This window comes from Celeribacter sp. SCSIO 80788, from assembly GCF_051054295.1.
Lineage (GTDB): Bacteria > Pseudomonadota > Alphaproteobacteria > Rhodobacterales > Rhodobacteraceae > Celeribacter.
Map to the genome: position 1 here is coordinate 1,893,293 of NZ_CP150482.1, position 25,758 is coordinate 1,919,050.

General features: G+C 62.5%; 26 protein-coding genes. 15 read left to right on the forward strand and 11 right to left on the reverse strand.

Annotation, left to right across the window (positions count from 1 at the left end):
* Positions 1-113 precede the first annotated feature (113 nt).
* A complete protein-coding gene (cydC, locus tag V1471_RS09545; protein WP_434288322.1) occupies positions 114-1,796 on the reverse strand; it encodes a thiol reductant ABC exporter subunit CydC in 1,683 nt (560 codons plus the stop codon).
* A complete protein-coding gene (cydD, locus tag V1471_RS09550) occupies positions 1,789-3,480 on the reverse strand; it encodes a thiol reductant ABC exporter subunit CydD (RefSeq protein WP_434288324.1) in 1,692 nt (563 codons plus the stop codon). Before cydD ends, cydC begins: the two co-directional genes overlap by 8 nt.
* Before the next feature lie 219 nt (positions 3,481-3,699).
* Here cydD and V1471_RS09555 point away from each other — a divergent pair, with 219 nt between their 5' ends.
* The 6 genes from V1471_RS09555 (at position 3,700) to V1471_RS09580 (ending at position 8,850) form a co-directional block, all read left to right on the forward strand.
* Positions 3,700-4,539 (forward strand): MarR family transcriptional regulator, encoded by an 840-nt coding sequence (locus V1471_RS09555; protein ID WP_434288326.1) that lies wholly within the window; start codon positions 3,700-3,702, stop codon positions 4,537-4,539.
* A complete protein-coding gene (locus tag V1471_RS09560; RefSeq protein WP_434288328.1) occupies positions 4,532-5,566 on the forward strand; it encodes an ArsJ-associated glyceraldehyde-3-phosphate dehydrogenase in 1,035 nt (344 codons plus the stop codon). The genes V1471_RS09555 and V1471_RS09560 overlap by 8 nt, the downstream gene beginning before the upstream one ends.
* Positions 5,566-6,816: an organoarsenical effux MFS transporter ArsJ gene (gene arsJ / locus V1471_RS09565; RefSeq protein WP_434288330.1), complete on the forward strand. Its 1,251-nt coding sequence runs from the start codon at positions 5,566-5,568 to the stop codon at positions 6,814-6,816. The genes V1471_RS09560 and arsJ overlap by 1 nt, the downstream gene beginning before the upstream one ends.
* 218 nt (positions 6,817-7,034) lie before the next feature.
* Positions 7,035-7,583, forward strand: a complete 549-nt coding sequence (locus tag V1471_RS09570) for a biotin transporter BioY (RefSeq protein WP_434288331.1) — start codon at positions 7,035-7,037, stop codon at positions 7,581-7,583.
* 2 nt (positions 7,584-7,585) lie between these two features.
* Positions 7,586-8,263 (forward strand): energy-coupling factor ABC transporter ATP-binding protein, encoded by a 678-nt coding sequence (locus tag V1471_RS09575; protein WP_434288333.1) that lies wholly within the window; start codon positions 7,586-7,588, stop codon positions 8,261-8,263.
* Positions 8,257-8,850, forward strand: coding sequence for an energy-coupling factor transporter transmembrane component T family protein (locus tag V1471_RS09580; RefSeq protein WP_434288335.1), 594 nt, complete (start codon positions 8,257-8,259; stop codon positions 8,848-8,850). The genes V1471_RS09575 and V1471_RS09580 overlap by 7 nt, the downstream gene beginning before the upstream one ends.
* Before the next feature lie 5 nt (positions 8,851-8,855).
* Here V1471_RS09580 and V1471_RS09585 read toward each other — a convergent pair whose 3' ends face one another.
* Positions 8,856-9,626, reverse strand: a complete 771-nt coding sequence (locus V1471_RS09585) for an IclR family transcriptional regulator domain-containing protein (protein ID WP_434288337.1) — start codon at positions 9,624-9,626, stop codon at positions 8,856-8,858.
* A gap of 105 nt (positions 9,627-9,731) precedes the next feature.
* Between V1471_RS09585 and V1471_RS09590 the strand changes: the two genes are divergently transcribed.
* From V1471_RS09590 to pcaF, 3 genes are read left to right on the forward strand one after another with little or no spacing between them, the layout of a single operon-like run.
* Complete coding sequence (locus V1471_RS09590) at positions 9,732-10,451, forward strand: 3-oxoacid CoA-transferase subunit A (RefSeq protein ID WP_434288338.1); 720 nt, start codon at positions 9,732-9,734, stop codon at positions 10,449-10,451.
* The gene (locus V1471_RS09595; protein WP_434288340.1) at positions 10,451-11,143 is read left to right on the forward strand and encodes a 3-oxoacid CoA-transferase subunit B; all 693 of its coding nucleotides are present in this window, start codon (positions 10,451-10,453) and stop codon (positions 11,141-11,143) included. The genes V1471_RS09590 and V1471_RS09595 overlap by 1 nt, the downstream gene beginning before the upstream one ends.
* A gap of 12 nt (positions 11,144-11,155) precedes the next feature.
* A complete protein-coding gene (gene pcaF, locus V1471_RS09600) occupies positions 11,156-12,355 on the forward strand; it encodes a 3-oxoadipyl-CoA thiolase (RefSeq protein WP_434288341.1) in 1,200 nt (399 codons plus the stop codon).
* Between the two features lie 5 nt (positions 12,356-12,360).
* Here the strand turns inward: pcaF and V1471_RS09605 are convergent, their stop codons facing one another.
* On the reverse strand, positions 12,361-13,278 hold the full coding sequence (locus V1471_RS09605) for a LysR substrate-binding domain-containing protein (protein WP_434288342.1): 918 nt from the start codon (positions 13,276-13,278) through the stop codon (positions 12,361-12,363).
* 78 nt (positions 13,279-13,356) lie between these two features.
* On the opposite strand from V1471_RS09605, the gene pcaD reads away from it, so the two are divergent.
* The 5 genes from pcaD (at position 13,357) to V1471_RS09630 (ending at position 16,985) form a co-directional block, all read left to right on the forward strand.
* Positions 13,357-14,139, forward strand: coding sequence for a 3-oxoadipate enol-lactonase (gene pcaD / locus V1471_RS09610; RefSeq protein ID WP_434288344.1), 783 nt, complete (start codon positions 13,357-13,359; stop codon positions 14,137-14,139).
* Positions 14,136-14,516 carry a 4-carboxymuconolactone decarboxylase gene (gene pcaC / locus V1471_RS09615; protein ID WP_434288345.1) on the forward strand — a complete coding sequence of 127 codons (381 nt, stop codon included), beginning with the start codon at positions 14,136-14,138 and terminating at the stop codon, positions 14,514-14,516. Before pcaD ends, pcaC begins: the two co-directional genes overlap by 4 nt.
* On the forward strand, positions 14,513-15,253 hold the full coding sequence (pcaH, locus tag V1471_RS09620) for a protocatechuate 3,4-dioxygenase subunit beta (RefSeq protein ID WP_198403458.1): 741 nt from the start codon (positions 14,513-14,515) through the stop codon (positions 15,251-15,253). Before pcaC ends, pcaH begins: the two co-directional genes overlap by 4 nt.
* 1 nt (position 15,254) lies before the next feature.
* Positions 15,255-15,860, forward strand: coding sequence for a protocatechuate 3,4-dioxygenase subunit alpha (gene pcaG, locus V1471_RS09625; RefSeq protein WP_434288346.1), 606 nt, complete (start codon positions 15,255-15,257; stop codon positions 15,858-15,860).
* Positions 15,861-15,929: 69 nt separating this feature from the next.
* Positions 15,930-16,985, forward strand: coding sequence for a 3-carboxy-cis,cis-muconate cycloisomerase (locus tag V1471_RS09630; RefSeq protein ID WP_434288348.1), 1,056 nt, complete (start codon positions 15,930-15,932; stop codon positions 16,983-16,985).
* Positions 16,986-17,003: 18 nt separating this feature from the next.
* Here the strand turns inward: V1471_RS09630 and pobA are convergent, their stop codons facing one another.
* Positions 17,004-18,179, reverse strand: a complete 1,176-nt coding sequence (gene pobA / locus V1471_RS09635) for a 4-hydroxybenzoate 3-monooxygenase (RefSeq protein WP_434288350.1) — start codon at positions 18,177-18,179, stop codon at positions 17,004-17,006.
* Between the two features lie 52 nt (positions 18,180-18,231).
* Here pobA and V1471_RS09640 point away from each other — a divergent pair, with 52 nt between their 5' ends.
* Positions 18,232-19,122, forward strand: a complete 891-nt coding sequence (locus tag V1471_RS09640) for a helix-turn-helix domain-containing protein (RefSeq protein WP_434288351.1) — start codon at positions 18,232-18,234, stop codon at positions 19,120-19,122.
* Here the strand turns inward: V1471_RS09640 and V1471_RS09645 are convergent.
* From V1471_RS09645 to V1471_RS09670, 6 genes are all read right to left on the reverse strand, one after another.
* On the reverse strand, positions 19,119-20,669 hold the full coding sequence (locus V1471_RS09645; RefSeq protein WP_434288352.1) for an acyl-CoA dehydrogenase family protein: 1,551 nt from the start codon (positions 20,667-20,669) through the stop codon (positions 19,119-19,121). The two genes, V1471_RS09640 and V1471_RS09645, sit on opposite strands and share 4 nt — an antisense overlap.
* On the reverse strand, positions 20,666-21,541 hold the full coding sequence (locus tag V1471_RS09650; RefSeq protein ID WP_434288353.1) for an amidohydrolase family protein: 876 nt from the start codon (positions 21,539-21,541) through the stop codon (positions 20,666-20,668). Before V1471_RS09650 ends, V1471_RS09645 begins: the two co-directional genes overlap by 4 nt.
* An 11-nt stretch (positions 21,542-21,552) precedes the next feature.
* On the reverse strand, positions 21,553-23,367 hold the full coding sequence (locus V1471_RS09655) for a feruloyl-CoA synthase (RefSeq protein ID WP_434288354.1): 1,815 nt from the start codon (positions 23,365-23,367) through the stop codon (positions 21,553-21,555).
* 67 nt (positions 23,368-23,434) lie between these two features.
* A complete protein-coding gene (locus V1471_RS09660; RefSeq protein ID WP_434288356.1) occupies positions 23,435-23,884 on the reverse strand; it encodes a MarR family winged helix-turn-helix transcriptional regulator in 450 nt (149 codons plus the stop codon).
* A 10-nt stretch (positions 23,885-23,894) separates the two neighbouring features.
* The gene (locus V1471_RS09665; protein ID WP_434288358.1) at positions 23,895-25,217 is read right to left on the reverse strand and encodes a TRAP transporter large permease; all 1,323 of its coding nucleotides are present in this window, start codon (positions 25,215-25,217) and stop codon (positions 23,895-23,897) included.
* A complete protein-coding gene (locus V1471_RS09670; protein WP_434288359.1) occupies positions 25,217-25,756 on the reverse strand; it encodes a TRAP transporter small permease in 540 nt (179 codons plus the stop codon). Before V1471_RS09670 ends, V1471_RS09665 begins: the two co-directional genes overlap by 1 nt.
* Between the last annotated feature and the right edge of the window lie 2 nt (positions 25,757-25,758).

The following is a 25,758-nucleotide window of genomic DNA, read 5'->3' on the forward strand; positions in this document are numbered from 1 at the left end:
CGCCGGATTAGAACGTCACACGCTGGGGTACTTTGACCCAAATCAAGAATGCCATATTACAGATGTATCTTAAAGTGACCGCGACATCGCGGCGCGCCCCCCCTGTTCCCAGATCACTTGCTCGTGAATGTGCTTGTAATCCCCGCTGCGGAGAGCGGTTTTTGCACCTCCGGCAGCCGCAGAACGCGATCTGCGGCCCCCTGTTCCTCACTGCGATGGGCTGCCATCAGCACCGCCGCATGCGGCAGAGCGGCGCGAATTCCGCGCAAAACCCGTTCCGCCGTCGCATGGTCGAGCCCTTCGGTGGGCTCGTCCAGAAGCAGCACCTGCGGCCGACGCAGCAGAGCGCGCGCCAGCACCAGCCGACGCGATTCGCCGCCCGAAAGACCAGAGCCACGCGGCCCCAGCCGGGCCTCCAGCCCGCCTTTTGCGCGAATGACCCCATCGAGCGCCACCGCCGTCAATGCCGCCCAAAGCGCGGCGTCATCGGCCTCGGGCGCGGCAAGGCGGAGATTCTCCGCAACCGTCCCCTGAATGAGCGCCGATCTTTGCCCGACGAGCGTAACCAGACCTGGTAAACAATTTGTAACCGGCTGATCGGCCACGAGGACTTGCCCCGACAAGGGCCGGAGCGCCCCGGCCGCCAGGAGCAGCACCGTGCTTTTGCCAACCCCCGACGGGCCTTGCAGCGCCACCCAATCGCCGGGGGAGAGCGCAAGATCGAAGCCCGAAATCACCGGGCGCGCCGCACCGCGCGCAAAGCTCACGTCTTTGAAAGACAGTGTCAGAGGCGCGTCGGGCACATGATCCGGGACGGGGTCGGAAGGGGCCTGCATCTGCTCGGTCACACGGCGCGCCGCTCCGATCATGCGCCCGATCTCCGCCACGGCGCGGCGCAGCGGCGCGACGGTTTCCATCAGCGCCAGAGCGGTGAAAAACCCGATGGCGGCACGCGCGGGCGTGATCTCCCCCGCCTCGGCCAGCCCGCCCCCGATCCAGAGCGCGGCAGCCCCCGCCAGAGCGGAGACGACCATCAGCGCGGCCCCGGCCTGACGTTCGCGGGTGTCGGTGACTGTGGCGGCGGCCTGACGCCGGGCATCGGCGGTTTGCGCGGTCTCAATCTGGGCCGGGAGCTGGCCGTAGACGGCAAGATCTTCGCGGGTGGTGACGAGGTCGATGAAGCGGGTGCGGAAGGCCTGTGCCGCCGCTTCGGCGCGGCGTGAGGGCGTCCGGGCGCGGGACATGCCCCAGATCAAAACGGCCAAGCCGCCCAGCACATAGATCGCGAAAATCGCGAGGGCGACGGCGGGGGCGACCAGCCATGACAGGACGATCAACGCCAGAATCTGCGTCACCCCGCCCGCGATCAGCGGGATGAACAGACGCAGCGGCACACCGTCGAGCGCGTCGACATCGGCGAGGATGCGGTTGAGCGCCTGTGCGCCCCGGAGACGGATCAGCCGCTCATGAGAGCGCAGGGACAAGGCGGAGAGTAGTGCAACCCGCAGCCGGGCGAGCGCGCGCAGCGTGGCGTCATGGGTCAGGACGCGTTCGCCATAGCGCGTGGCGGTGCGGGTGATGGCGAGGAAACGGACCATGGCGGAGGGGCGGAACACGTCGAAGACCGCGCCCGTCCCGGCGAGACCGGCGGCAGAAGCGGCGACGATGAACCAGCCCGACAGGCCGAGCAGCGCCCCGCCCATGATCAAGACGAGCGCAGCCAGCAAGAGACCACGGCGCAGCGCCTTGGCTTCGCCGGTCATCATGATACGGAAGATATGCCAGAGGTTACGCATCGGCGGTCTCCTCTTTGGCAGGGACGATCTCGATCACCCGATCCATCTTGGCGATCAGATGCGGATCGTGGGTGGCGACGATGAGGGTGGCGCCGCGGGATTTGAGCGCGAGAAGCGCCTCGGTCACCCGGTCGGCGGTTTCCCGGTCGAGATCGGCGGTGGGCTCGTCCGCGAGCACCAGATCGGGGGCGGCGGCGAGCGCACGGGCCAGCATGACGCGACGCGCCTCGCCCCCCGACAGACCGCCGCCGGTTTCGCCCAACACGGTGAGATCGCCTTTCGGCAGGGCGGCCAGAACCCCGTCGAGCGCGGTGGCGGCAATCAGATCGGGGGTGAGCGCGGCACCGAAAGCGATGTTGTGACGCAGCGAGCGGCCCAGAAACATCGGCGCTTGCGGCATCCAGCCGAGCCGCGCGCGCCAGGCGTCGGCAGTGTCCTCGGTCAGAGGCTGCCCGGCGACCGTGATCAAGCCGGAAGCCGGTTTCTCCAGCCCCGCAATCAGACGCAGAAGCGTGGTTTTGCCCGCCCCCGAGGGACCGGAAAGCGCGACACGGGTGCCGGGGGCGATCTCGGTATCGGGATAGGAAATCGTTCGTCCACCGCGTTGCGCAGCGACATGATAAAGAGAGACGGAAGCGGGACCGGGAAGCGGCGCGACCTTGGCCCCCTGCCCCAGAAGCGTTTCGGTCTCCTGCTCTTCCCAGACGGCAAGCTCTCCCGCGACGGCCAGCGCCGAGGCCTTGTCATGCCAGGCGGCGGAGAGATCGCGCAAGGGCTGGAAATAATCGGGTGCGAGCAGCAGAAGGAAAATCCCGCCCCAGGGCGTGATGCCCGCGCCATAAGCGCCCCATGAAATCTCGCCCAAAAGCGAAAACCCGACCCAGACCGCGACCATCGCCACGCCGAGGGCGGCGAAAAGCTCGAGCACGGTGGAGGACAGGAAGGCGATGCGCAGAACGGCCATGGTGCGCGAGCGCAGATCGTCAGCGGCGTGATCGAAGCGCGCAATGAGACGCGGGGCGGCACCCAGAAGGCGAATGTCGGCCAAAGCGGCGAGACGGTCGACCAGAAGATCGCCCAGAGAACCGATTTCCTGCATCTGCCGCTCGGAGGCGTCCTTCGCGGCATAGCCCACGAGCGCCATGAAAAGCGGAATGAGCGGCCCGGCGATGACGAACACGAGGCCCACGGCCCAGCTTTGCCAGAACGCGAGCGCGAGAATGGCGAAAGGCACGGTCATCACCCGGAGCTGCGCGGGCGCATAGCGGGTGAGATAGGGCAGAAGCGCGTCGAGCTTTTCCCCCGCCAGAGCCGCCAGCGCGCCGGGGCCACCCGCGACCGAATGCGAGGTCGCCTGCGCCTCACGGGCGAGGATGCGCGCACGGGTCGTGGTCACGATGGCCTGACCGGCGCGGAAAAGAAGCCCTTCGGCGAGGTAATTCAGGATCAGACGCAGAGCCGCGAAGCCGAGGAACCCCAGCGTGCCGGTCAAGACCGTCATCCCGCCCTCGCCCAGAAGAAGCCGGGAAAACAGCGCCGCCACCAGCGCCGCCTGCGGCAACCACAAAAGCGAGGAGAGCGCCGTAAGCCGCGATGCCAGACGGATCGACCGGGCTCCCGGGGCCAAAAGCGTCTTGAGCATCCGCTTGTCGGCGGAGGGCTGCTTTTTCGTCTCTCGTGTCATGCGCGCGTGATCCGGCAGATATACTCTTGTCGTTGCGGTCTTGCTGGCACGTCCCGGCATGGGATGCAATCGTATGCCGTTTCACAAACGCCGCCTGCGTCGGGGTGTCTCACCTATGATAGGCTCCGCAAGGTGGTTTCCCAGAGAATTCCGACCGGCTTCTCGCCGTCATAAAACTTTCACTAGGCTCAAGGCATATATTTCGAGTATTCGCGAATTATGGAACAATTAAACATCGACTCACCCTCCGCCACCCGCGCCTTTGCCGCTCTCGGCCATGCCGGACGGCTTTCCGTCTTTCGCATGATCATGCGCTTTGCACCGCGCCCGGTGCGCCCGACCGAGCTTGCCGAAGCCCTCGGCATGAAGCCCAACACGCTCTCGGGTTATCTCTCGGAGCTTCAGCAGGCCGGGTTGATCGAAGTGGAGCGCGACGGGCGGGCACTCTATTATAAGGCCGCACTTCAGACCTGTGACGCGCTGGTCGGCTATCTCGTGAACGATTGCTGCCGGGGGCGGCCCGAGGTCTGTCTCAATGCCCTGCCGCTCAGTGGTGATCGCCCCTTCCGCGTGCTGTTTCTGTGTTCCGGCAATTCCGCACGCTCGATCATGGCTGAGGCTTTGCTGCGCGACCTTGGCGCGGGGCGGTTCGAGGCGGTCTCGGCGGGCACCGCGCCCAATGGCGAGATTCACCCGCAGGCCCGCGCACTTCTGGAACGCGAAGGGCATGACACGCTCGGGCTCTGGTCGAAATCGCTCAGCCAGGCGCAGCGCGGTGAGGAGGGCTATGATTTCGTCTTCACGGTCTGCGACCGGGCGGCACAAGAGGATTGCGGTCCCCTGCCTGGCCAGCCGCTTTCGGCGCATTGGGGCCTGCCCGATCCGGTGAAGGTCGAGGGCACCGAGGCCGAGCGCGCTCTGGCCTTTGCCCGGACCTATGACGCGCTGCGCCGTCGAATCGAGGTTTTCACGGCGCTGCCCATCGAGAAACTCGACCGCATGTCGCTTCAGGCGAAAATCGACGATCTCTCCGTGATGAAAGAGGATGACCATGGTTAAAACTGCCCCCAACTTTGCCCCCAAAATCGCCCTCAACGGCCTTGGCCGGATCGGAAAGCTGGCGCTGCGCGACCTGTTCGACCGGGGGCTTGGCGAAAACATCGTGCTCCTGAACGATCTGGCGGGCGATGCGGAGCAGCATGCGCTGTTGCTGGAATTCGATTCCGTGCACGGGCGCTGGGGCGCGGAAATTTCCTATGACGCGGACAGCCTGACCGTAAACGGCACGCATATGATGCTGACGCGGGAGGCGCGGATCGAAAACCTGCCGCTCAAGGAACTGGGCGTCGATCTGGTGATCGACTGCACCGGCTATTTCAAAACCGCCGAACGCATTGCGCCCTATTATGAGGCCGGGGTGAAAAAGGTTGTCGTCTCGGCACCGGTGAAGGACGGCGGCGCGCTGAACCTCGTCTATGGGGTGAACCATGGGCTTTACGATCCGACGGCGCACGATCTGGTGACGGCGGCGTCCTGCACCACCAACTGCCTTGCGCCGGTGGTGAAGGTGATCCACGAAAATCTCGGCATCAAGCACGGGTCAATCACCACGATCCATGACGTGACCAACACCCAGACCATCGTGGACCGGCCCGCAAAGGACATGCGGCGGGCGCGCTCGGCGTTGAACAACCTCATTCCGACCACGACCGGGTCGGCGACGGCGATCACGCTGATTTACCCGGAGTTGAAGGGGCGGTTGAACGGTCATGCGGTGCGGGTGCCGCTGTTGAATGCTTCTCTGACCGATTGCGTGTTCGAGGTGGAGCGGGAAACCACGGCGGATGAGGTGAATGCCCTGTTCAAGGCGGCCTCCGAAGGCGAGCTTGCGGGCATTCTCGGCTATGAGACCCGGCCTTTGGTGTCGACGGATTACATCAACGACTCGCGCAGTTCCATCGTGGACGCGGGCTCGACGATGGTGATCCACGGCACGCAGGTGAAGATTTACGCCTGGTATGACAACGAATGGGGCTACGCCTGCCGCCTCGCCGACATCGCCCGCATGGTCGCGGGTGCGATGTGATGGCGGCTGTTCCGGCGGAAAACCCGCTGCGCGCCTATATGGCGGTGACGGCGGCCTATTGGGCGTTCATGCTGTCGGATGGCGCGCTCAGGATGCTTGTGCTGTTGCAGTTCAACAGTCTGGGGTTTTCGCCCGTCCAACTGGCGTACCTGTTCCTGTTCTACGAGATCGCAGGCATCGTGACGAACCTCTCCGCCGGGTGGCTCGCGGCGCGTTTCGGTTTGACCTCAACGCTTTACGCGGGATTGGTGATCCAGATCGGGGCTCTGGCGGCGCTCGCAGGGCTCGATCCGGCGTGGTCGGTGTCGGCCTCTGTGCTTTATGTCATGGCGGTGCAAGGGGCGTCTGGCGTCGCCAAAGATTTGGCGAAAATGTCGTCGAAATCGGCGGTCAAAATTCTTGCCCCCAAGGGCGACGGCAGCCTGTTCAAATGGGTCGCCGTGCTGACCGGTTCTAAGAACGCCGTCAAAGGGTTTGGTTTTTTCCTGGGCGCGGCGCTTTTGGCGCTCGCGGGGTTCGAGGCGGCGGTCTGGGGCATGGCGCTTGTCTTGCTCGTCATCCTCATCGCCGTCGCGGCATTCATGCCCAAAGGCCTGCCGACCGGCAAAAAGGGCACAAAAATCTCCGCGATCTGGTCGAAAGATCGCCGGATCAACCAGCTCTCACTGGCCCGCATGTTCCTCTTTGGTGCGCGAGACGTGTGGTTCGTGGTCGGCATCCCGATCTATTTCAAAGCGATCTTCTCCGACGGCACGCCGGAAGGCGCGCGGCGGGCGTTTTTCATCGTCGGCGCCTTCATGGCGCTCTGGATCATCGGCTATGGCTTTGTCCAGGGCATTGCCCCGCGGTTTCTCAAAGGGGCTGCGGGCGACGACGCGGCGGGCGCGCGGATGGCGGTCAAATGGGTCGGGCTTTTGACGCCCATTCCCTTTGTGCTCGCAGCTCTGGTGTGGATCGCAGGCGCGCCGACGCTTTGGCTTACACTGGCTCTGATCGCGGGGCTTTTGCTCTTTGGCTTTGTCTTCGCGGTCAATTCCTCGGTGCATTCCTATCTCATTGTCGCCTTCTCCGGTGAAGACCGCGTGACGATGGATGTCGGGTTTTACTACATGGCGAACGCCGCCGGGCGGCTTTTGGGCACGCTCCTGTCGGGGCTGTCCTATCAGGCCGGGGGGCTGGCGCTCTGTCTGGCGACCGCAGGCGTGATGGCGGGGCTGAGTTTGCTGGCGGCAAGACGGCTTGAAATCTGACCCGAAATCCTGACTGAACAGTCGGAGAATACGGGAGATTTCCTGTATAATTTTGCAGAGAGGCACAATCGCGCAAGGCTTTGAAAAACTTCTCCGCAATTTTGCAAAGCAAACTTCACATGCCCGAAAAAGGGGGTTTACCACGGCTCAATCAGACGCTTATCTCCGCGAAAGATATAAAGTCGGCGTAAAACCGGCACAGCTCTGGAGGAAAGACCATGACCACGCGCGACATCACATTGATCGCCCTGTTTGCCGCCCTGACCGCCGTGATGGCGGTATTCCCGCCGGTGACATTGCCGTTTTTGCCGGTGCCGATTACGGCGCAATCGCTGGGCGTGATGCTCGCAGGCGGCGTCTTGGGCGCGAAACGCGGCGGGCTTGCGATCCTGCTTCTGCTGGTGCTGGTGGCCATCGGCCTGCCGCTCCTCTCGGGCGGGCGCGGTGGCTTGTCGGCTTTCTTCGGCCCGACCGCCGGCTTCCTTTTGGGCTGGCTTCTGGCCGCCATTGCCATCGGCTGGATGACGGAAAAGTTCTGGGACGGGCTGTCCTTTGTCTCCGCCACGCTGATCTGCGTGATCGGCGGCATCGGCGTCATGTATGCCGTGGGCATTCCGGGCATCACGCTCATGGCGGGCGTGCCGATTTCCAAGGCCTTCATGGGCTCCGTGACCTTCATCCCCGGCGACATCGTCAAGGCGCTGATCGCTGCCGCCGTCATGGTGACGGTGAAAAAATCCTACCCGATCATCGGTCAGGCCGCCTGAGCATGACCATGCAGTTCGACAGGGTCTCCGTGACCAAAGGCACGCGCGAGATTCTGTCGGAGATCACCCTGAGCCTGACCGAACAGCGCATCGGCGTGATCGGCAACAACGGCTCCGGGAAAAGCACGTTTCTCCGGCTTTTCAACGGGTTGGAGAAACCGTCTACGGGCACGGTCCGGTTCGGAGAGAGCACGGACGACCTGCGTCGCCATGTCGGGTTCATGTTTCAGAACCCGGACAATCAGATCGTTTACCCGATGGTCGAGGAAGATCTGGCCTTTGGTCTCAAGGCGCGCAAACTGTCGAAATCCGAGATCGAGACGCGGATCGAACGGGTGCTTTCCGAGCTGTCTTTGACGCATCTGAAAGGCCGTCTGACGCATCAGCTTTCCGGCGGCGAGAAACAGATGGTGGCGCTGGCGGGGGTACTGGTGACGGAGCCCGAGATGATCGTGTTCGACGAGCCGACCACGCTTCTGGACCTGCGCAACAAGATGAAATTCATGCGCGTTTTGGCCACTCTGTCCCAGCCCGCCGTGGTGGTGTCGCACGATCTCGATCTCTTGGCGGGGTTCGACCGGATTTTGCACATTGCGGACGGGCGCATTCATGCCGACGGACGGCCCGAGGACGTAATCCCGGCCTACAAAGCGCTCTGCGAAGATTTGGGCGGATGCTGACCGATCTCTATATCCCCGGCGACAGCGCACTGCACCGCGCGCGGCCCGCTTGGAAACTGGCGCTCCTGTTTGCCTATTGCACGGCGATCTTCGTGGTCACGCATCCGGGGATGCTTGGGGCCGGGCTTGTGCTTGTGGCCTTGGGCTATGGGATCGCCGGTCTCTCGGCCCGCGATGCGTTGACCGCGATCCGCCCCGCTCTGGTCGTCCTCGTGATCATCTTCGCCGCCCAGCTCTGGCTCGAAAGCCTCGGAATGGCGATTTATGTCACGCTTCGGCTGATGGCGTTGCTGATGGCCGCCGCTCTCGTGACCTATACGACGCGGGCGAGCGAGTTCACCGAGGGCATCCTCGCGCTTTTGTCCCGCGCACCCGCTTGGGTGCCCAAGGACAAGATCGCGCTCGCCATGTCGCTGGTGTGGCGCTTTATTCCGATGATCCGCGCGCAATTTGACGAGGTGCGCGAGGCGCAGCGGGCACGGGGGCTGGAGCGCAACATGCTGGCGCTTGTGGTGCCGCTGGTGGTGCGCACATTGAAGACCGCCGATGAGGTCGCGGAGGCGATCACCGCGCGGTCGCTCGACTGACGGCCTTAGAGCACCCGCCGCAATCCGGATTGCACCTTCAGGAGCTTCGGCAGATAGGTCGGAACCAAAGCGTGCACCTTGTCCTGGGTCGCGGCCATGCCGGTGTTGAGCGCGGCAATGATATGACCATGGCCGTCGACCAAAGGCACGGCGATGGAGCGCAGCCCGATTTCCACCTCCTGATCGATGATCGCATAGCCCTGTTTCTGGGCCTCCTCGATGCGTTTCATGATCTCGTCCGGATCGGTGACGCTGAACCTCGTGCGGGGCGAGAGATCGGAGGCCTCAACAATCGCGCGCGCCTCCTCAGTTGGCAAAGCGCCCAAAAGAATACGCCCCATCGAGGTGCAATGCGCAGGCAGACGCGAGCCGGGCATGAGGCCAATCGACATCACACGTTTCTGGGCGGCACGGGCGAGATAGACGATCTCGGTGCCGTCGAGGATCGAGACGGAACAGCTTTGTCCGATCTGTTCGGTGAGCTGATCGAGCCAGGGCTGGACGATCTGCGGCAGAGGAAGTGCGGAAATCGCCCCCATGCCAAGCCGCAGGGTGCGCGGCGTGAGCGTAAAGAATTTGCCATCGTAATCGGCATAGCCTTCGCCATGAAGCGTCAGAAGACAGCGCCGGGAGGTGGCCCGGTCGAGCCCTGTGGCCTTGGACACATCTGTGATCGACAGCTTCGGCGTTTTCGCCCCGAAACATTCGAGAACGCGCAGGCCCTTGGCCAAAGAAGAGATGGTATCGGAAGATTTGTTCGTTGGTTTGTTCGCCATGCGCACGACACTTCCCGACATCCGAACAAATGTCAAGATGCGCACAAAAAGACTCGTCGCGACAGCGGCACGAGCGTAGATCGACGTCATAAACTGGAGGGTCTCATGGACAAAACCATCTCTACCGTGGCCGAAGCGGTCGCGGACATTCCCGATGGCGCACAGGTGATGATCGGCGGTTTCGGCGGCTCCGGCGCGCCGATCGAGCTGATCCACGCGCTGATCGACCGTTTTCGCGCCACCGGCAGCCCGAAGAACATCACCGTGATCAATAACAACGCAGGCAATGGCTATATCGGCATCGCCGCGATGATCAAGGCGGGCATGGTCAAGAAGATGATCTGCTCCTTCCCGCGCTCCTCGAATGCCGAAGCGTTCAACGAGAAATTCCTCGCGGGCGAGATCGAGCTTGAGCTTGTGCCGCAGGGCACGCTCGCGGAACGCATCCGCGCGGCGGGGGCCGGCATCCCGGCGTTTTACACCCCGACCTCTTTCGGGACCGAGTTGGCCGAGGGCAAGCCGACCGAAGAGTTCGACGGCAAGATGTATGTGCGCGAGCGCTGGCTGAAGGCCGATTTCGCGCTGATCAAAGGCCAGCAGGGCGACACGGTCGGCAACATGACCTACCGCATGGCGGGCCGCAACTTTAACCCGCTGATGGCCATGGCCGCTGCGAAAACCATCGCGCAGGTCAGCGAGTTGGGGGAACCGGGGTCGATTGATCCGCAACAGGTGATCACCCCCGGCATCTTCGTCGACGCGATTGTAGAAGTTGCACAACCTCAACAAGAAGAAGTGCTGGTGCGCACGGGAGTGGTCTACTGATGTCCGATTTCAACATTATGGAAGACAAGCTCTCCAACGCCCAAATCGCATGGCGCGCCGCGCAAGACATTGAAGACGGGTCGTACGTAAACCTCGGCATCGGCTTCCCGGAGATGATCGCCAAATTCCAGCCCGAGGGCCGCGATGTCACCTATCACACCGAAAACGGCGTGTTGGGCTTTGGCAAAGCGCCCGCCCCCGGCGAGGAAGACTGGGACCTGATCAACGCCGGCAAAAAGGCGATCACGCTCAACCCCGGTGCGTCGTTTTTCCACCATGCGGACAGTTTCTCCATGGTCCGTGGCGGTCACTTGGACCTCGCCGTGCTGGGCGCCTATCAGGTCGCGCAAAACGGCGATCTGGCGAACTGGCGCGTCGGTTCCAAAGGCGTGCCGGCCGTGGGTGGTGCGATGGATCTGGTGCATGGTGCGAAACGCGTGGCCGTGGTCACCGATCACGTCACGAAAGACGGCGGGCCGAAACTGGTCGAGACCTGCACCTTCCCGCTCACCGGCGTGGGCTGTGTGACCCGCATCTATACCTCGCTCGCCGTGATCGACATCGAAGGCGGCAAATTCATCCTGCGGGAAAAACTGCCGGGCCTCACGATGGAGGCGCTGCAAGCCGTCACCGGGGCGACGCTCCACACGGACGGCGATGTTCTCGATCTGATTGTCCCGCAAGATTTGTAAGGAGGACCTGTGATGACCGACGTTTATATCTGCGACTATATCCGCACCCCCGTGGGCCGTTACGGCGGCGCGCTGTCTTCCGTGCGGGCTGACGATCTGGGCGCTATCCCTTTGAAAGCCCTGGCGGAACGCAACCCGTCGATGGACTTGTCCGCGATTGACGATGTGATCTTCGGCTGCGCCAACCAGGCGGGCGAAGACAACCGCAACGTCGCACGCATGTCGCTTTTGCTGGCGGGCTATCCGGAGACGGTGTCCGGCACGACAATGAACCGGCTTTGCGGCTCCGGCATGGATGCGATCATCGCAGGCGCACGGGCGATCAAAGCGGGTGAAGCCGATCTGATCATCGCGGGTGGCGTCGAAAGCATGTCCCGCGCGCCGTTTGTGATGCCGAAAGCGGAAGCCGCCTTTTCGCGCGCCAATGAGGTCTATGACACGACAATCGGCTGGCGGTTCGTCAACAAGCTGATGAAAGCGCAATACGGCGTGGATTCCATGCCGGAAACCGCCGAAAACGTGGCCGAAGATTTCAACATCTCCCGCGAGGATCAGGACCTCTTTGCGCTGCGCTCGCAGCAAAAAGCGGGCGCTTCGATGGCCAACGGGCGTCTCGCGAAAGAGATCGTTCCGGTGGTGATCCCGCAGCGCAAAGGCGATCCGATTGTGGTCTCCGAGGACGAGCACCCGCGCCCGTCCACCACATTGGACGCGCTGCAAAAGCTCAAGACCTTCGTCAAAGCCGACGGCACCGTGACGGCGGGCAACTCCTCGGGTGTGAACGATGGCGCGGCTGCGCTGATCCTCGCCTCCAGGGAAGCCGCTGAAAAGCATGGGTTGAAACCCATCGCCAAGGTGCTTGGCGGGGCCGCCGCCGGTGTTGCGCCGCGGATCATGGGCTTTGGCCCGGCGCCAGCGTCGAAGAAACTGATGGCACGTCTGGGTCTCAAGCAAGAAGACTTTGCGGTGATCGAATTGAACGAAGCCTTTGCCTCGCAGGGCCTCGCGACGCTGCGCGATCTGGGCATTGCGGATGACGATCCGCGTGTGAACCCGAACGGCGGCGCGATCTCCATCGGCCACCCGCTCGGCATGTCCGGCGCGCGGATCACCGGCACGGCGATGCTGGAGTTGAAACCGGGTGAGAAATCGCTCTCGACCATGTGCATTGGCGTGGGCCAAGGCATCGCGATTGCGCTCGAAGCCGTCTAAACCCTTCAGCGGGCGGAGAAATCCTTCGCCCGCCGATGCAACAGGCTTGCCAGAAAATCCGCCGGGCTGTCGCGCGTGAAATCGAATTTCCGCGTCAGCCCCACCGCCCCCGTCAAATAATCCACGCTGAGATCGAGGGTCGCAAGCCGCCCCTCGGACAGCTCGCGCTCGACCACGCCACGCGAGATGAACCAGAGCATGTCGGAGCGCTCGACAAGCGGCAGACCGACCGGGCGCGCCACGGTTTCGAAGCGTACATTCACAGTTTGATCAAGCCCCGCGGCAATGAGATATTGCATCACCTGCTGGCGAATAATGGACCCGGGGTTGGGCAGGATCACGGGGTAACGGCGCAGCGCCTCGACCGGCGTTAGCACCAGCCCCGGATGATCCTTGCGCGCCACCAGATAGACGGTTTCGTCATAGAGATATTCAAACGACAGCCCGGTCATCTCCCGCGCGGGCGCCATCCGACCCACCACAAGATCGAGCCCGCCGGAGCGCATCCGGTCGATGAGATAGCGGTTCGGGCCGGTGATCACGGCGATGCGGGCATCGGGGCGCAGCTCGGAAAATTCCAGCGCCACGGCGGGGAAAAGCCCGCTTGCGACCGTCGGCAACACGCCCACCTTGACCACATCCGTGCGCCCGCCGCCGGTGATCGCCCGGACACCGTTTTCAAGACTTTGCAGCGACGAGAGCGCATGACGGCGAAACGCCTCGCCCGCGGGGGTCAGAACCGCCTGCCGTCCGGTGCGGGTAAAAAGCGGCGTGCCGAGCTGGGTCTCCAGCTCGGAGATGGTTTTCGACAGGGCTGGCTGCGAGACATTGCGCTCCCGCGCCGCCGCCGTAATGGTCCCGGCCTCAGCGACGGAGAGGAAGGCTTCGAGATGGCGGAGTTTCATGCCGCTTGGTATATTCATTTGGTTATGCTTTTCGCATCATATTGTATTTTTCACCTGCAAAATATTATGGCAAATTGAGAAAAAAGGAAGACAAGAATGCACGCATTGAAACGCGACTGGGGCACCATGCATGTGAGCCGCAAAGGCGGCACGGGTCCGGCTCTGGTGTTCATCAACTCGCTCGGCACCGATTTGCGGATGTGGGACGAGGTTTGCGGTCATCTGCCGCAAAGCTGGATCACCTTGCGCATGGACAAGCGCGGGCATGGGCTGTCTGAGACCGCCCATGTTGGCTACGGCATCCCGGAGCTGGCCGAAGATGTGATCGCTGCGATGGAGGATGCGGGGATCGCGCGCGCCATTCTCGTCGGCTGCTCCATCGGCGGGCTGATCGCGCAGCATGTGGCCCTGATGGCACCGTCGAAGGTGCAAGGGCTGGTGTTGTCGAACACCGCCTCGATGCTGGGCGCCGCCGAAGGGTGGCACGCGCGGATCGACGGGGTGCGCGCGAATGGCATGGCGGCGATGGCCGAGGGCATTCTGCCGCGCTGGTTCGGGCCGAAGATGCTGGCCAATCCGAACGCGCCCCTGTGGCGCACGCTCTTGGCCCGCACCGATCAGGAGGGCTATATCGCCACCTGCGCGGCGATTGCGGGGACGGATGTCACGGACCGCTTGGGCGAGATCAGCCAGCCCGCGCTGGTGTTCGGCGGCAAACACGATCTGGCGACGCCGCCGGAGGTGGTTGAGGCGCTGGCCCGCAACCTGCCGCGCGCCGATCTGGTGATGTTTGAAGAGACCGGGCATTTGCCCGCCATCGAAGCGCCCGAAGCCTTTACGGAAGCGTTGGTGAAATTTGTGGAAAGGATCGCAGCATGAGCGAGACATTCGATCAGGGGATGAAAACGCGGCGCGAAGTTCTGGGCGACGCCCATGTCGACCGGGCCGAAGCGGCGAAGACCGAATTCGATCTGCCGTTTCAGACGCTGATCACCGAAGGCGCCTGGGGGACTGTGTGGTCCTCGGACAAGATTTCGCGCCGGGAACGGTCTATGCTGACCATCGCGCTTTTGGCCGCGACCGGGAATTTTGAGGAAATTCCGATGCATATCCGTGCCACCGCACGCACGGGGGCGTCGAAAGACGATGTGGCGGAGGCGCTGCAACATGTGGCGGTCTACGCGGGCGTGCCGAAAGCGAACCATGCGCTCAAGCTTGCCAAGCAGACCTATGCGGAAATGGAGGAGACCCAATGACCAGCCTGATCACCGATCAGGGCCCGCTGATCCCGCGCAACCGCGCGATCCACCCGGAGCCCTATGACCCGAATTACAAGACATCCGTGTCGCGTTCGCCGAACCTGCCGCTTTTGTCGATGGAAAGCTCGCCGTCCGAGGAGACCGGCCCGACCTTCGGCCACAACAAACTCGGTGCGCTCGACAACAACCTGATCCTGAACTGGACCAAGGGCGCGGCCCCTGCCGTGGGCGAGCGCATCCTGATGCACGGTCGCGTTCTGGACGAAAACAATCGTCCGGTGCCGAACACGCTGATCGAGATCTGGCAGGCCAACGCGGGCGGGCGCTATCGTCACAAGAAAGACACCTATTTCGCGCCGCTCGACCCGAATTTCGGCGGCTGTGGCCGGACCATCACCGATGAGAACGGTTATTACGAATTCCTGACCGTGCGTCCGGGTGCCTACCCCTGGCCGAACCGCGCGAACGACTGGCGTCCGATGCACATCCACGTTTCGGTCTATGGTCACAGCTTTGGCCAGCGCCTCATTACGCAGATGTATTTCGAGGGCGATCCGCTGATCAATCACTGCCCGATCGCCGCGACGATCAAGGATCGCAGCTCGCTCGACCGTCTGGTCGCGCCGCTCGATTTCTCGAAATCGCGCCCGCTCGATTTCCTCGCCTATAAATTCGACATCGTCCTGCGCGGCCGCCGCCAGACCATGTTCGAGAACAAGCTGGAGGGCATGTGAGATGACCCAGAAACTTGATGTTTTGCAAGAAACCGCGTCCCAGACGGCGGGCCCCTACGTCCATATCGGCTTGATGCCGACCTATGCGGGCAATGGCGGTTATTACGAGGAAGAGATCGGCACGACGCCTTTCGTCGATGAGAGCAAAGCCAAGGGCGAGATCATCGAGATCGTCGGCTCGGTGTTCGACGGCACCGGCTGGGCGCTGCGCGATGCTTTGATCGAGAGCTGGCAATGCGACGTGGGCGGCGTGTTCCCCGGCGCGGACGGGGCCGATCCGGCCTTTACCGGACATTGTCGTTTTGCCGCCGATGCGGTGACGGGCGAGTTTACGCTTCGGACCGTGAAACCCGGTGCTTACAAAGGCCGTGGTGGCGTCGAGAGCGCACCGCATATCTCGCTTTGGGTCGTGGCCCGTGGCATCAACATCGGTCTCAACACCCGGATTTATTTCGAGGACGAGAACAACGATGACGATCCGCTTTTGAAGCGCATCGAGCAGCGTCCGCGCGTCAACACTCTGATCGCGAAGAAGACCGGAGACGGCAAATACCGCTTTGACATCCGCCTTCAGGGGCAGGACGAGACCGTGTTTCTCGATCTGTAAGACTTGCACAAAATCAACTATAAGGGGCGGCAGACACCGCCCCTTTGGCTATTGATAAGGACAAATCCGATGAGCCTTTCCGTTTTCGACCACCCGTGGCTGTCCGGTCTTTTCGGCGATCCGGAGATGGCAGCGATCCTCGCGCCCGAGCGCCAGATGACGCATATGCTGGCGTTTGAGGCGGCATGGTCGCGGGCCTGTGGCAAGGCGGGGCTGTTCGATGCGGCGAAGGCCGAAAAAGCGGCTCTGGCGATTGAAACCGCGCAGATTGATCTGGCCGATATTGCCGCCGGGATGGGACAGGACGGCGTGCCGATCCCGCGTCTGGTGAAACAATTGAAGGCGATTGCCCCGTCCGAGGCCCTGCACAAAGGCGCGACCTCGCAGGATGTGGTGGATACGGCACTGGTCCTTGCCCTGCGAGACGCGTCTTTCCTGATTGCCGGGCGGTTGATGGAGTTGGAAACCCATTTGAAAGCGGTCGAAGACCGGTTTGGAGATGCGCCGCTGATGGGGCGCACCCGGATGCAGGCGGCGACCGAGATGACCGTTCGAGATCGTGTTCTGGCGTGGCGCCTGCCGATTTCGGATCATCTCAAGACGCTCGACCAGAAACGCGTGGATGTTGAAAAAGTGCAAATTGGCGGAGCCTCCGGCGACCGCAAAGCGCTTGGCGACAAGGCCGATTTTGTTGTCTCTGAGGTGGCAAAAACGCTCGACCTCGCCCCGACCGACAAGACATGGCAAACCATGCGCCACGGGATTGCGGGCTATGCCTCCTTCCTGTCTCTGGTGACCGGATCTTTGGGGAAAATCGGGCAGGATATTGCGCTTATGGCGCAGCAAGGCATTGAATGTGTGTCGATTTCCGGCGCAGGCGGATCGTCCGCAATGCCGCATAAACAAAATCCGGTGTCCGCCGAGCTTTTGGTTACCCTCGCCCGGTTCAACGCCACACAGGTGAGTGCGATGCATCATGCGGTGGTGCATGAACAGGAGCGTTCGGGGGCGGCGTGGAGCCTTGAGTGGATGGTCCTGCCGCAGATGCTGATGGCCACAGGGCGCTCGCTCTCCATGGCCATCGAACTCGTTCAAAACATTCAAAGATTGGGCGATCCGGCGTAATCCGCCGGACCGGTTTTCTCAGAACGGCAGGCCGATGTAATTCTCGGCCAGATCGCGACGTGCGGTCTCCGAGGCCGCCAAATGATTCAGCGTCGCCTTGCGCATCTGCTCGGCAAAGGCGTCTTCGCCATCGAACCGGTGCAGCATGGTGGTCATTTGCCAACTGAAGCGCATCGCCTTCCAGATCCGCGCCAGCGCACGGGTGGAATATTCGTCGATACCAGTGGTCTTGCCCTTCACTGCGTCGATCAGCGCCGTGTAGAGATAGTACACGTCGGAGGCGGCGAGGTTCAGACCCTTCGCCCCGGTCGGCGGCACGATATGGGCGCTGTCGCCCACGAGGAAGAGATTGCCCCAACGCAGCGGTTCCGACACGAAGGACCTGAGCGGCGCGATGGATTTTTCGATGGACGGCCCGGTGATCAGACGGCTTGCCGCCTCAGACGGAATGCGGCGGGAGAACTCGTCCCAGAAGCGCTGATCCGACCAATCCTCGACCTTGTCCGACAGCGGCACCTGCACATAATAGCGCACGAGATTTTCGTTGCGCATCGAGGCCAGCGCGAAACCGTGGCGGGAATTCGAATAGATCAGCTCGTCGTTCACCGGCGGGGTTTCGGACAAAATGCCAAGCCAACCAAAGGGATAGACGCGCTCGAATTCCTTGCGTTTCGCTTCCGGAATGGTCTTGCGCGACACGCCGTGGAAACCGTCGCAACCCGCGACATAGAGACATTCGAGGCGCTTGCGCACACCCTCATGAGTGAAATCGACATAGGATTTCGCCTGATCCAGATCGTGCATTTCCACATCGGACACCTCATGCAGCACCGTCGTGCCCATGGCATCCTGCGCGTTGTAGAGGTCCGTCGTCACCTCGGTCTGGCCGTAAACCATGACCTGCTTGCCGGTCAGTTCCTTGAAGTCGATATGCACCATCAACTCCTCGTCGGTCATGTAGCACCCGTCATGCGGGATGCCTTCCTTGTCCATCCGGGCACCGACACCGGCCTCGCGAAGAAGCTCAACGGTGCCCCATTCGAGAATGCCGGCACGAATGCGGGCCAGAACATGCTCGCGGGAGGAGCGTTCGAGAACAACGGTGTCGATGCCCGCCTTATTCAAAAGCTGGGACAAAAGCAGGCCGGATGGGCCGCCGCCGATGATGGCGACTTGGGTGGTCAATGTGGACATGTGCGTCTCCTCCATTTTGAAACGACAGTATCGCCACCAAAGCAAAACCAGAATGGACCCGCCCGGCAATGAATGGTATTTTTCCGGCATGAGTGAGATCAGCCCCATCCCCGCTTTCAACCTGTTCGGCGAAACCAGCGCCTTTCCCGACGTGATCCATTGCGAACGGGTGTTCGACCGCGCGCGGCTACACGGCTGGAAAATCTCGCCACATCGGCATCACCAGATGGCACAGGTGTTCCATATTGAGCGAGGCTTTGCCCGGGTCACTCTGGACGGGGCGGAAAGCACCTTGAAGAATGGTGAATTTCTCTATGTACCGCCCAAGATCGTGCATGGGTTTGCCTTCGAGAAAGGCACGGAGGGGATCGTGCTGTCCCTGCCCTCCCCGGTGGTGCAGAGGCTTGGGCCAAAGTCACAGGCCTTGACGTCCTGGCTCAATGGCGCGCACCACGGGACGCTGTCGGAACTGGCAACCGCCCTGCTCTCGCAGATTGCACTTTTTCATGACAGGTCTGGCACATTTCGCGCACAGAGACTCGTTGCCCTTTCCCATGCACTCCTGACCACATTGGCCGAAGACAGTGCGGAAACGGACAGGCCGGAGCAGGATCAGACCCGTCAGATGCAACGCCTCGATGCGTTGATCTCGGTCCATCTGACGGAGGGCTGGAGTGCGGCGGATTATGCTCGCGCGCTGCATATGACCGCCGGTCACTTAAACCGGATCGTGCGCAAGGATACGGGCGCGACGCTCACGCAATATCTGGAAACAGCGGTGATGACGGAGGCCTGCCGCCACCTCGCCTTTACACGTCTGCCGGTGGCGGAAGTGGGGTATCGGCTGGGTTACACGGACCCGCCGTATTTCTCCCGCCGCTTCCGGGCGCGCATGGGGGAGACCCCCACCGAATATCGCGCCCGGGTCGCGGGAGAAATTTAAGCCGCAAGCGGCAGGCGCACCGGCAGAGGGCGGCGCGCCACGCGTTTGGCGAGGCGGATCATCTCCGCATCCCCCGTGGCGGCGAGTTTGCTCCAGACGGAGCGGAACAGAAGCTCGCAGGTCAAACCCATGAAATCATGGGATTTCTCGACGGCATCCTCGGACATGCTTGCGCGCGCTCCCTGCCAATCGGCGAGAAGCGCAAGGCAGTCGGCATCCCCGGAGGCCAGCGCTTCGATGAGGGTCGCGAAATGCGCGGCGCCCTCCCCCACACGCAGACCGCGCGTGGCCGTCATCAGGGCATGGATGCCATTCGCGCCCTCATAGATCGAGGTGATGCGGGCATCGCGCCAGGTCTGGGACACGCGATATTCCGTGAGGTAGCCATAACCGCCCAGCACCTGAATGCCGAGATCGGCGGCGCGAATGCCCGCATCGGTGCAAAAGCTTTTGCAAACCGGCACGAGAAAATCCACCAGATCGCGATTCTGACCGAGGGTCAGTTCGGCCATGGTGAGATAGGTCATGGCACGCGCGCCAAGTGCGAGGGATTTCTGTTCGTCCAACATGCGCTGCACATCCGGGTGATCAGCGAGAACCGCCTCCTCCCCGTCGGGCTTACGGCCCTGTTTGCGCTCGGCGGCGTAGACCGAGGCGATGTGATGGGCGCGTGTGGCATGGGCGACACCTTGCAGCGACACGTCGAGCCGGGCGTGGTTCATCATGGTGAACATCGCCATCAACCCCGCGCCCTCTGCGCCGATCAATTCGGCCTCCGCCCCGTCAAAGGCAAGCTGACAGGTGGGAGAGGCATGCAGACCCAGCTTTTCCTCGATCCGGGTGACCGTGACCGCATTGCGCGCGCCATCGAGATCGGAGGGACAGAGGAACAGCGACAGCCCTTTGACCCCTTCGCCGCCGGTGCGGGCGAGCACGAGATGGAGCACATCTTCGGACATGTCCTGATCGCCGCCGGAGATGAAAATTTTCTCCCCCTCGATCCGCCAGCTGTCGCCCGAAGGCGTGGCTTTGGTGCGGATACGAGAGAGATCGGACCCCGCGCCCGGTTCGGTCAGGCACATGGTGGAGAGCGTAACACCCGCCGCAAGACGCGGAATCCAATACTGTTTTTGATCGTCAGAGCCGAATTTCATCAGCGTCGAGACGGCCCCCGGCACAAGGTTGCAGACCATTTGCAGGGAATGGTTCGCACCGGAGAACATCTCCGACACGCCCGCGGCCAGAAGCGCGTTTTGCCCCATTCCGCCGAAATCCTCAGGGGCGGTGAGACCTTGCCAGCCGCCCTCGGCAAGCTGATCGAAGGCGTCTTTGAAGCCATCGGGCATGGTGACACGACCGTCTTTCAGGGAACAGCCCTGCGCATCGCCCTGCTCGTCGATGGGGGCAAGAACGCCCTCGGCGAAGGAGGCGAAATGCTCAAGGATGCCCTCGGCCAGCTCATCGTCCCACTCGGGAATGCGGTCGGCCCCGGCCACATGGCGCAGGCAGAAGAGAATGTCGTCCAGAGGCGCCTTGAACGGGGTCATTCGGAGACCCCCAAAAGCCGCATGGCGTTTTCCTTGAGGATCAACGGGCGGACCTCGTCGCGGAAGTCGGCCTTGTCAAACGCATCCAGCCATTTCTCCGGTGCGATCATCGGCCAGTCGGAACCGAAGAGCATCTTATGCTTCAGCATGGTGTTGGCATAGCGCACGAGGATCGGCGGGAAGTATTTCGGCGACCAGCCGGAGAGGTCGATATAGACATTGGGCTTGTGGGTCGCGACCGACAAAGCCTCTTCCTGCCACGGGAAGGAGGGGTGAGCGAGGATGATCGGCATGTCGGGGAAGTCGACGGCGAGATCGTCCATATACATCGGATTCGAATATTTGAGCCGCATGCCGTTGCCGCCCTTCATCCCCGATCCGACGCCGGTCTGGCCGGTGTGAAACAGAGCGGGCTTGCCGGCCTCGGCGATGGCCTCGTAGAGCACATAGGCCGAGCGGTCGTTCGGATAGAATCCCTGCATCGTCGGGTGGAATTTAAAGCCCTGAATGCCGTGGTTCTCGACCAGATCGCGCGCCTCGCGCGCGCCCAATTTGCCCTTGGCCGGGTCGATGGAGGCGAAGGGAATGAGGATGTCCGAATGTTTGGCGCAGGCCTCGGCGACCTCATAGTTGTTGTAGCGGCGATAGCCGGTTTCGCGTTCGGCATCGACCGGGAAGATCACGGCGGCGATGTTCTTTTCGCGGTAATGCGCGGCGGTTTCGTCGATGGTCGGCGGGTGCGACCAGGGCGCGCCGAAATATTTCGCCATCGCGGATTGCAGATCGTCATAGCCGTCATCGTGGTGACAGCCACAGGCCTCCTCGGCATGGGTGTGAAAATCAATCGCTCTGACTTTTGAGAAATCTACCATATTTCAATTCCTTACACGCGGATGAGGGCCGGATCTTCGTTGTCGTAGAGACGTTCCAAAAGATCGGCGCGGCGGGTGATGACCTTGCGGGTGTTGATCGAGCCCTTGTCGGTGATCTCCCCGTCTTTGACCGAGGGCGGCTCGGCCAGAATGATGGCACGGGCGATGCGCTTGGCGGAGCCGGAGGCGGCACGGGCCATTTTGCGCAAGACGTGGTGAATCTCGGCCTGAAGATGCTCGTCGATCACCGCCCCCTCGGAACAGTTGTCGCCATGGACGTGATCCGGGCGCGGGAAGACGAAAAGGCCGATCTCGCCCCGGTCGTGACCGCAGACGACGACATCGAGCACGAGACCGCGCAGGGCCTCCAGAGCATCGAGACGCAGCTTGCCCGCCTGCACCCATGTGCCGGTCAGCAGTTTGAAATCCTCCGACACGCGGCCGTCGAAGACGAGGCCCCGATCAGGATCATCGGCATCGAGGAATTTCACCGCATCGCCGGTGATGAAGAAGCCCTCTTCATCGAACGCCTCGGAGGTTTTCTCCGCATCGTTGAGATAGCCGGGCATGACATTCGGGCCTTTGACGCGGATCTCGCAACGCATGTCGGCGTCGGGGATGAGTTTGACCTGAACGCCGGGGATCGGCACACCGATCACACCGGAGCGGCCGATATGTTCGTGGACCATGACATTGGCGGGCGCGGTTTCGGTGAGGCCCCAAGACGAGATCATCAGGGGCAGACGCCCGCGCACTTCCATCGCCATCTCTTCGAGCCGGGTCCAGATGTCTTGCGGCAGAGACGCACCGGCATAGAACAACATGTCGAGGTCTTTGAAATAGGCCTCGCGCAGGGCCATGTTGTGTTCCATCTCATGCACCAGCATCGAGAAACCCACCGGCACGTTGAAGGCGAAATTGCCCGGCTTGTCGGTGATGTTGTCGATCGTGTGCTGGAACAGCGCCTTCGTCGGCTTGCCGTTGTCGATGTAGAAAGACCCGCCATGCAGGAGCATCATGTTGACGTTGTGCGAGCCGCCGAACACGTGGTTCCAGGGCAGCCAGTCGACGATGCGCGGCGGGCGTTCTTTGGTGAAGGGCAGGACGGAGGCCATTTGCGCCTGATTGGCACACATCATGCGCTGGGTGGTCATCACGCCTTTCGGATCGGACGAAGAGCCGGAGGTGAAAAGGATTTTCGCCAGCGTATCCGGGCCGACCGATGCGTGCACGGCAGACAGGTCCACGCCCGCATCCCCCTTGAGAAGCTCGGACAGGGGGGTGACCGGGCGTGGCGCGCCCTCCGGGAGAGAGGCCACGATTTCGATCCCGTCGAGATCGGGAAGGGCAAGCGCCTTGGCATAGCGTGCGGCATCGTCGACGAAGGCCATTTTGGGCTTCGTCTTGCCTATCGCGTATTGCAGGCGGAAATGCGCTTCCTCGATCAGGGAATATTGTTCGGCCAGAGGCACGGTCGGCACGCCCGCCCATTGCGCGGCGAAGGACATCAGCGCGTGATCGACGGAATTGCCGGACATGATCAGGATCGGCGTCGACTCGTTCAGTCCGCGCGCAGCGAGAGACGCGGCGATGGCTTTGACCTGTGCGAGCACCTCAGCATAGCCCAGCTCGCGCCAGCCCGCCCCGGAGCGTTCGGCGAGGAAAACGGCATCGGGGCGCTCGGCGGCCCATTTCTCCAACCACACGCCCGTGTGGTCGACCACCGGATCGAGCGGGATGTTGGACGTCAGGATGAAATCCTCCGCGCGCCGCTCCATCCGAACCGAATGGGGCGCAATCGTCAGCCCCGTGATCGTATCTTTCATGCGTTCCTCCCTTGGCCTTTGCGGCCCTTGTCCTGTGGCCTGCCGCGCTCCTCCGCGCGGGCGGCCGTTATCTTCGCCGGACCCGCCGCAGAAGTGCGCGCAGGGTCTTGCGCTCCGCCTCTGTCAGGTCCCGAAACAATGCGTCCTCATGGGCGTGCACGGCGCGCTCCGCCTCTTGCCATTTCGCCTCGCCCGCCTCCGTGGTGCGCAGAGCGTATTGCCGCCGGTCGCCTTCGACCCGACCGCGCTCGATCAGATCGGCGCTTTCCAGTTCGTCCACCAGAACCACCACGCCGGAGCGTTCGATATAAAGCGCCTCGGCGAGGCGGCTCTGGGAGATGTCGGGGTTCTCATGAATGATCGCCAAGGCGGAAAACGAGGTCATCCGAAGGCCCAGAGGCTCCAGCACCTGCCCCAGATCTTCGCGCACGGTCAGAAAGGCGCGTTTCATCGTGTAGCCGACGAATTGGCGCAGGTTCTGATCCGTAATGGCCGTGTCCTTGTCGATTTTGCTCATGTGTCTGTCCTCAGTTCGCCACCAGATCCACCAGCCAATAACTCAGCGCCGGGAAGCTCACCAGAATGACGATCCGGAAGGCCTCCGCCACGATGAAGGGCGTGGTGCCGCGAAAGATTTGCGCCGTCGGGATGTCCTTGGCCATCGAGGAGATGACGAAGAGGTTCATGCCCACGGGCGGCGTGATCAGCCCGACCTCGACCACCACCAGAGAGATGATGCCGAACCACATGGCCTGTTGTTCCGGCATCAGGCCGAAATCGAGCGCCATGATGGTGGGGAAGAACACCGGGACGGTCAAAAGGATCATCGAGAGGCTGTCCATGACGCAGCCCATGATCAGATAGAACAGGATGATGCCCATCAGGATCACGATCGGGGCCACATCCGCCTGCCCGAAATAGGCGGCGACATCGGCGGGCATTTGCGACAGGGCCAAAGCGACGTTGAAAATGTCCGCACCGAAGACGATGGCAAAGATCATCGCGGTCGAACCCGCCGTGTCGATCAGGCAATCGAGAATGGCGCGGGCGTTGAGCCCCTTGGTCAAAAGCCCGGTCACCAGCATCAGGACCACCCCGACGGAGGCACCTTCTGCCGGGGTAAAGAACCCGCCGTAGATGCCGCCCAGCACGACGACGAAGATCGCGACGACATGCCAGATGTCTTTGAGTGCCTTCATGCGTTGCGCAAAGCTCGCGGGTTCGTGGGTCGGCCCTTCGTTCGGGAAGAGCCGGACATAGACCGCGATGGCGATGCAGAAGCCGATGACCGCCAGAATGCCGGGAATGGTCGCGGCAAGGAACAGCTTAACGATGTTCTGCTCGGTCAGAAGCGCGTAGATGATCAGCACCACGGAGGGCGGGATCAGGATGCCGAGCGTGCCGCCCGCCGCGAGAGAACCGGAGGCCAGCGCACCGGAATAGCCATGCTTGCGCATCTCCGGCAGCGCCACGCGGGCCATGGTGGAAGCGGTCGCCAGAGACGAGCCGGAAATGGACCCGAACATCGCACAGCCCGCCACGGAGGCCATGGCGAGACCGCCGCGCAAATGGCCGATCCAGGCGTTCGACGCGGCGAAGATCGCAGCCGAAATGCCGGAGCGGGTGGCGAGATGGCCCATGAGGATGAACAAAGGCACGATGGCCAGTTCATAGGACATGAATTTGTCGACCCAGGCCGTATTGAAATAGGCCATCAAGGCCCAGGGCGAGGCCAGCGTGACATAGCCCACCGCCCCCACAAGCCCCATGCCCAGCGCAATCGGCATCCGCGCGAAGATCAGCGCCAGAAGGGCCACGACCATGATAATGGCAATCGTCAAAGGCTCCATCAGCGCACCTCCAGCGCGCGAAACGCGCCGCTCATCATCGGCAGGGATTGCAGCAAGGCGACCACGGCGGAGAGGCCCATGCCGAAGATCGCGGGCAGGTAGACCATCCAGACGGGCGCGCGCAAAAGCATCGTGCGGTCGCCATAATCGTGCATCTCCGCCATACCGAGGGTGAGACGCCATGTGACGAATGCCCAGCAGGCGGCAAAGATCAGGGTCCAGACGCCATCGAAGCGGCGTTGGGTGATGGGTTTCAGCCAGAGGGTGAAGAGATCGACCATGACATGGCCCTTGTTGAATTGGCAGAGCGGCAGGAACAGCGAGGCACAGGCGGCGCAGGCCAGTTCCACCAGCTCGAAATCGCCGCGAATGCCGCCAAACCCGAGGTTGCGCATCACGACCGAGAGGGTGACGGTCAGGGAGGCGGCGAAAATCACCGCGCCCCCGATCCCCGCAGAGGTCAGGCAGACCGCGCGGAGGAGAAGAAACAGGGGGGTGTGCTCCCCCTGCTCGTCGTCGTTATGAAGCCGCTCGGCCATGG

What these genes read in the sequence shown, in the direction of transcription:
- cydD (WP_434288324.1), bottom strand. Translation starts at nt 3,480, where the DNA reads ATGACACGAGAGACGAAAAAGCAGCCCTCCGCCGACAAGCGGATGCTC.
- V1471_RS09560 (WP_434288328.1), top strand. Translation starts at nt 4,532, where the DNA reads ATGGTTAAAACTGCCCCCAACTTTGCCCCCAAAATCGCCCTCAACGGC.
- V1471_RS09655 (WP_434288354.1), bottom strand. Translation starts at nt 23,367, where the DNA reads ATGAAAGATACGATCACGGGGCTGACGATTGCGCCCCATTCGGTTCGG.
- pcaG (WP_434288346.1), top strand. Translation starts at nt 15,255, where the DNA reads ATGACCCAGAAACTTGATGTTTTGCAAGAAACCGCGTCCCAGACGGCG.
- V1471_RS09645 (WP_434288352.1), bottom strand. Translation starts at nt 20,669, where the DNA reads ATGACCCCGTTCAAGGCGCCTCTGGACGACATTCTCTTCTGCCTGCGC.
- V1471_RS09555 (WP_434288326.1), top strand. Translation starts at nt 3,700, where the DNA reads ATGGAACAATTAAACATCGACTCACCCTCCGCCACCCGCGCCTTTGCC.
- V1471_RS09595 (WP_434288340.1), top strand. Translation starts at nt 10,451, where the DNA reads ATGTCCGATTTCAACATTATGGAAGACAAGCTCTCCAACGCCCAAATC.
- pcaF (WP_434288341.1), top strand. Translation starts at nt 11,156, where the DNA reads ATGACCGACGTTTATATCTGCGACTATATCCGCACCCCCGTGGGCCGT.
- V1471_RS09660 (WP_434288356.1), bottom strand. Translation starts at nt 23,884, where the DNA reads ATGAGCAAAATCGACAAGGACACGGCCATTACGGATCAGAACCTGCGC.
- cydC (WP_434288322.1), bottom strand. Translation starts at nt 1,796, where the DNA reads ATGCGTAACCTCTGGCATATCTTCCGTATCATGATGACCGGCGAAGCC.
- V1471_RS09670 (WP_434288359.1), bottom strand. Translation starts at nt 25,756, where the DNA reads ATGGCCGAGCGGCTTCATAACGACGACGAGCAGGGGGAGCACACCCCC.
- V1471_RS09640 (WP_434288351.1), top strand. Translation starts at nt 18,232, where the DNA reads ATGGACCCGCCCGGCAATGAATGGTATTTTTCCGGCATGAGTGAGATC.
- V1471_RS09605 (WP_434288342.1), bottom strand. Translation starts at nt 13,278, where the DNA reads ATGAATATACCAAGCGGCATGAAACTCCGCCATCTCGAAGCCTTCCTC.
- V1471_RS09585 (WP_434288337.1), bottom strand. Translation starts at nt 9,626, where the DNA reads ATGGCGAACAAACCAACGAACAAATCTTCCGATACCATCTCTTCTTTG.
- V1471_RS09575 (WP_434288333.1), top strand. Translation starts at nt 7,586, where the DNA reads ATGACCATGCAGTTCGACAGGGTCTCCGTGACCAAAGGCACGCGCGAG.
- pcaH (WP_198403458.1), top strand. Translation starts at nt 14,513, where the DNA reads ATGACCAGCCTGATCACCGATCAGGGCCCGCTGATCCCGCGCAACCGC.
- V1471_RS09590 (WP_434288338.1), top strand. Translation starts at nt 9,732, where the DNA reads ATGGACAAAACCATCTCTACCGTGGCCGAAGCGGTCGCGGACATTCCC.
- V1471_RS09630 (WP_434288348.1), top strand. Translation starts at nt 15,930, where the DNA reads ATGAGCCTTTCCGTTTTCGACCACCCGTGGCTGTCCGGTCTTTTCGGC.
- pcaC (WP_434288345.1), top strand. Translation starts at nt 14,136, where the DNA reads ATGAGCGAGACATTCGATCAGGGGATGAAAACGCGGCGCGAAGTTCTG.
- arsJ (WP_434288330.1), top strand. Translation starts at nt 5,566, where the DNA reads ATGGCGGCTGTTCCGGCGGAAAACCCGCTGCGCGCCTATATGGCGGTG.
- pcaD (WP_434288344.1), top strand. Translation starts at nt 13,357, where the DNA reads ATGCACGCATTGAAACGCGACTGGGGCACCATGCATGTGAGCCGCAAA.
- V1471_RS09570 (WP_434288331.1), top strand. Translation starts at nt 7,035, where the DNA reads ATGACCACGCGCGACATCACATTGATCGCCCTGTTTGCCGCCCTGACC.
- V1471_RS09665 (WP_434288358.1), bottom strand. Translation starts at nt 25,217, where the DNA reads ATGGAGCCTTTGACGATTGCCATTATCATGGTCGTGGCCCTTCTGGCG.
- V1471_RS09650 (WP_434288353.1), bottom strand. Translation starts at nt 21,541, where the DNA reads ATGGTAGATTTCTCAAAAGTCAGAGCGATTGATTTTCACACCCATGCC.
- pobA (WP_434288350.1), bottom strand. Translation starts at nt 18,179, where the DNA reads ATGTCCACATTGACCACCCAAGTCGCCATCATCGGCGGCGGCCCATCC.
- V1471_RS09580 (WP_434288335.1), top strand. Translation starts at nt 8,257, where the DNA reads ATGCTGACCGATCTCTATATCCCCGGCGACAGCGCACTGCACCGCGCG.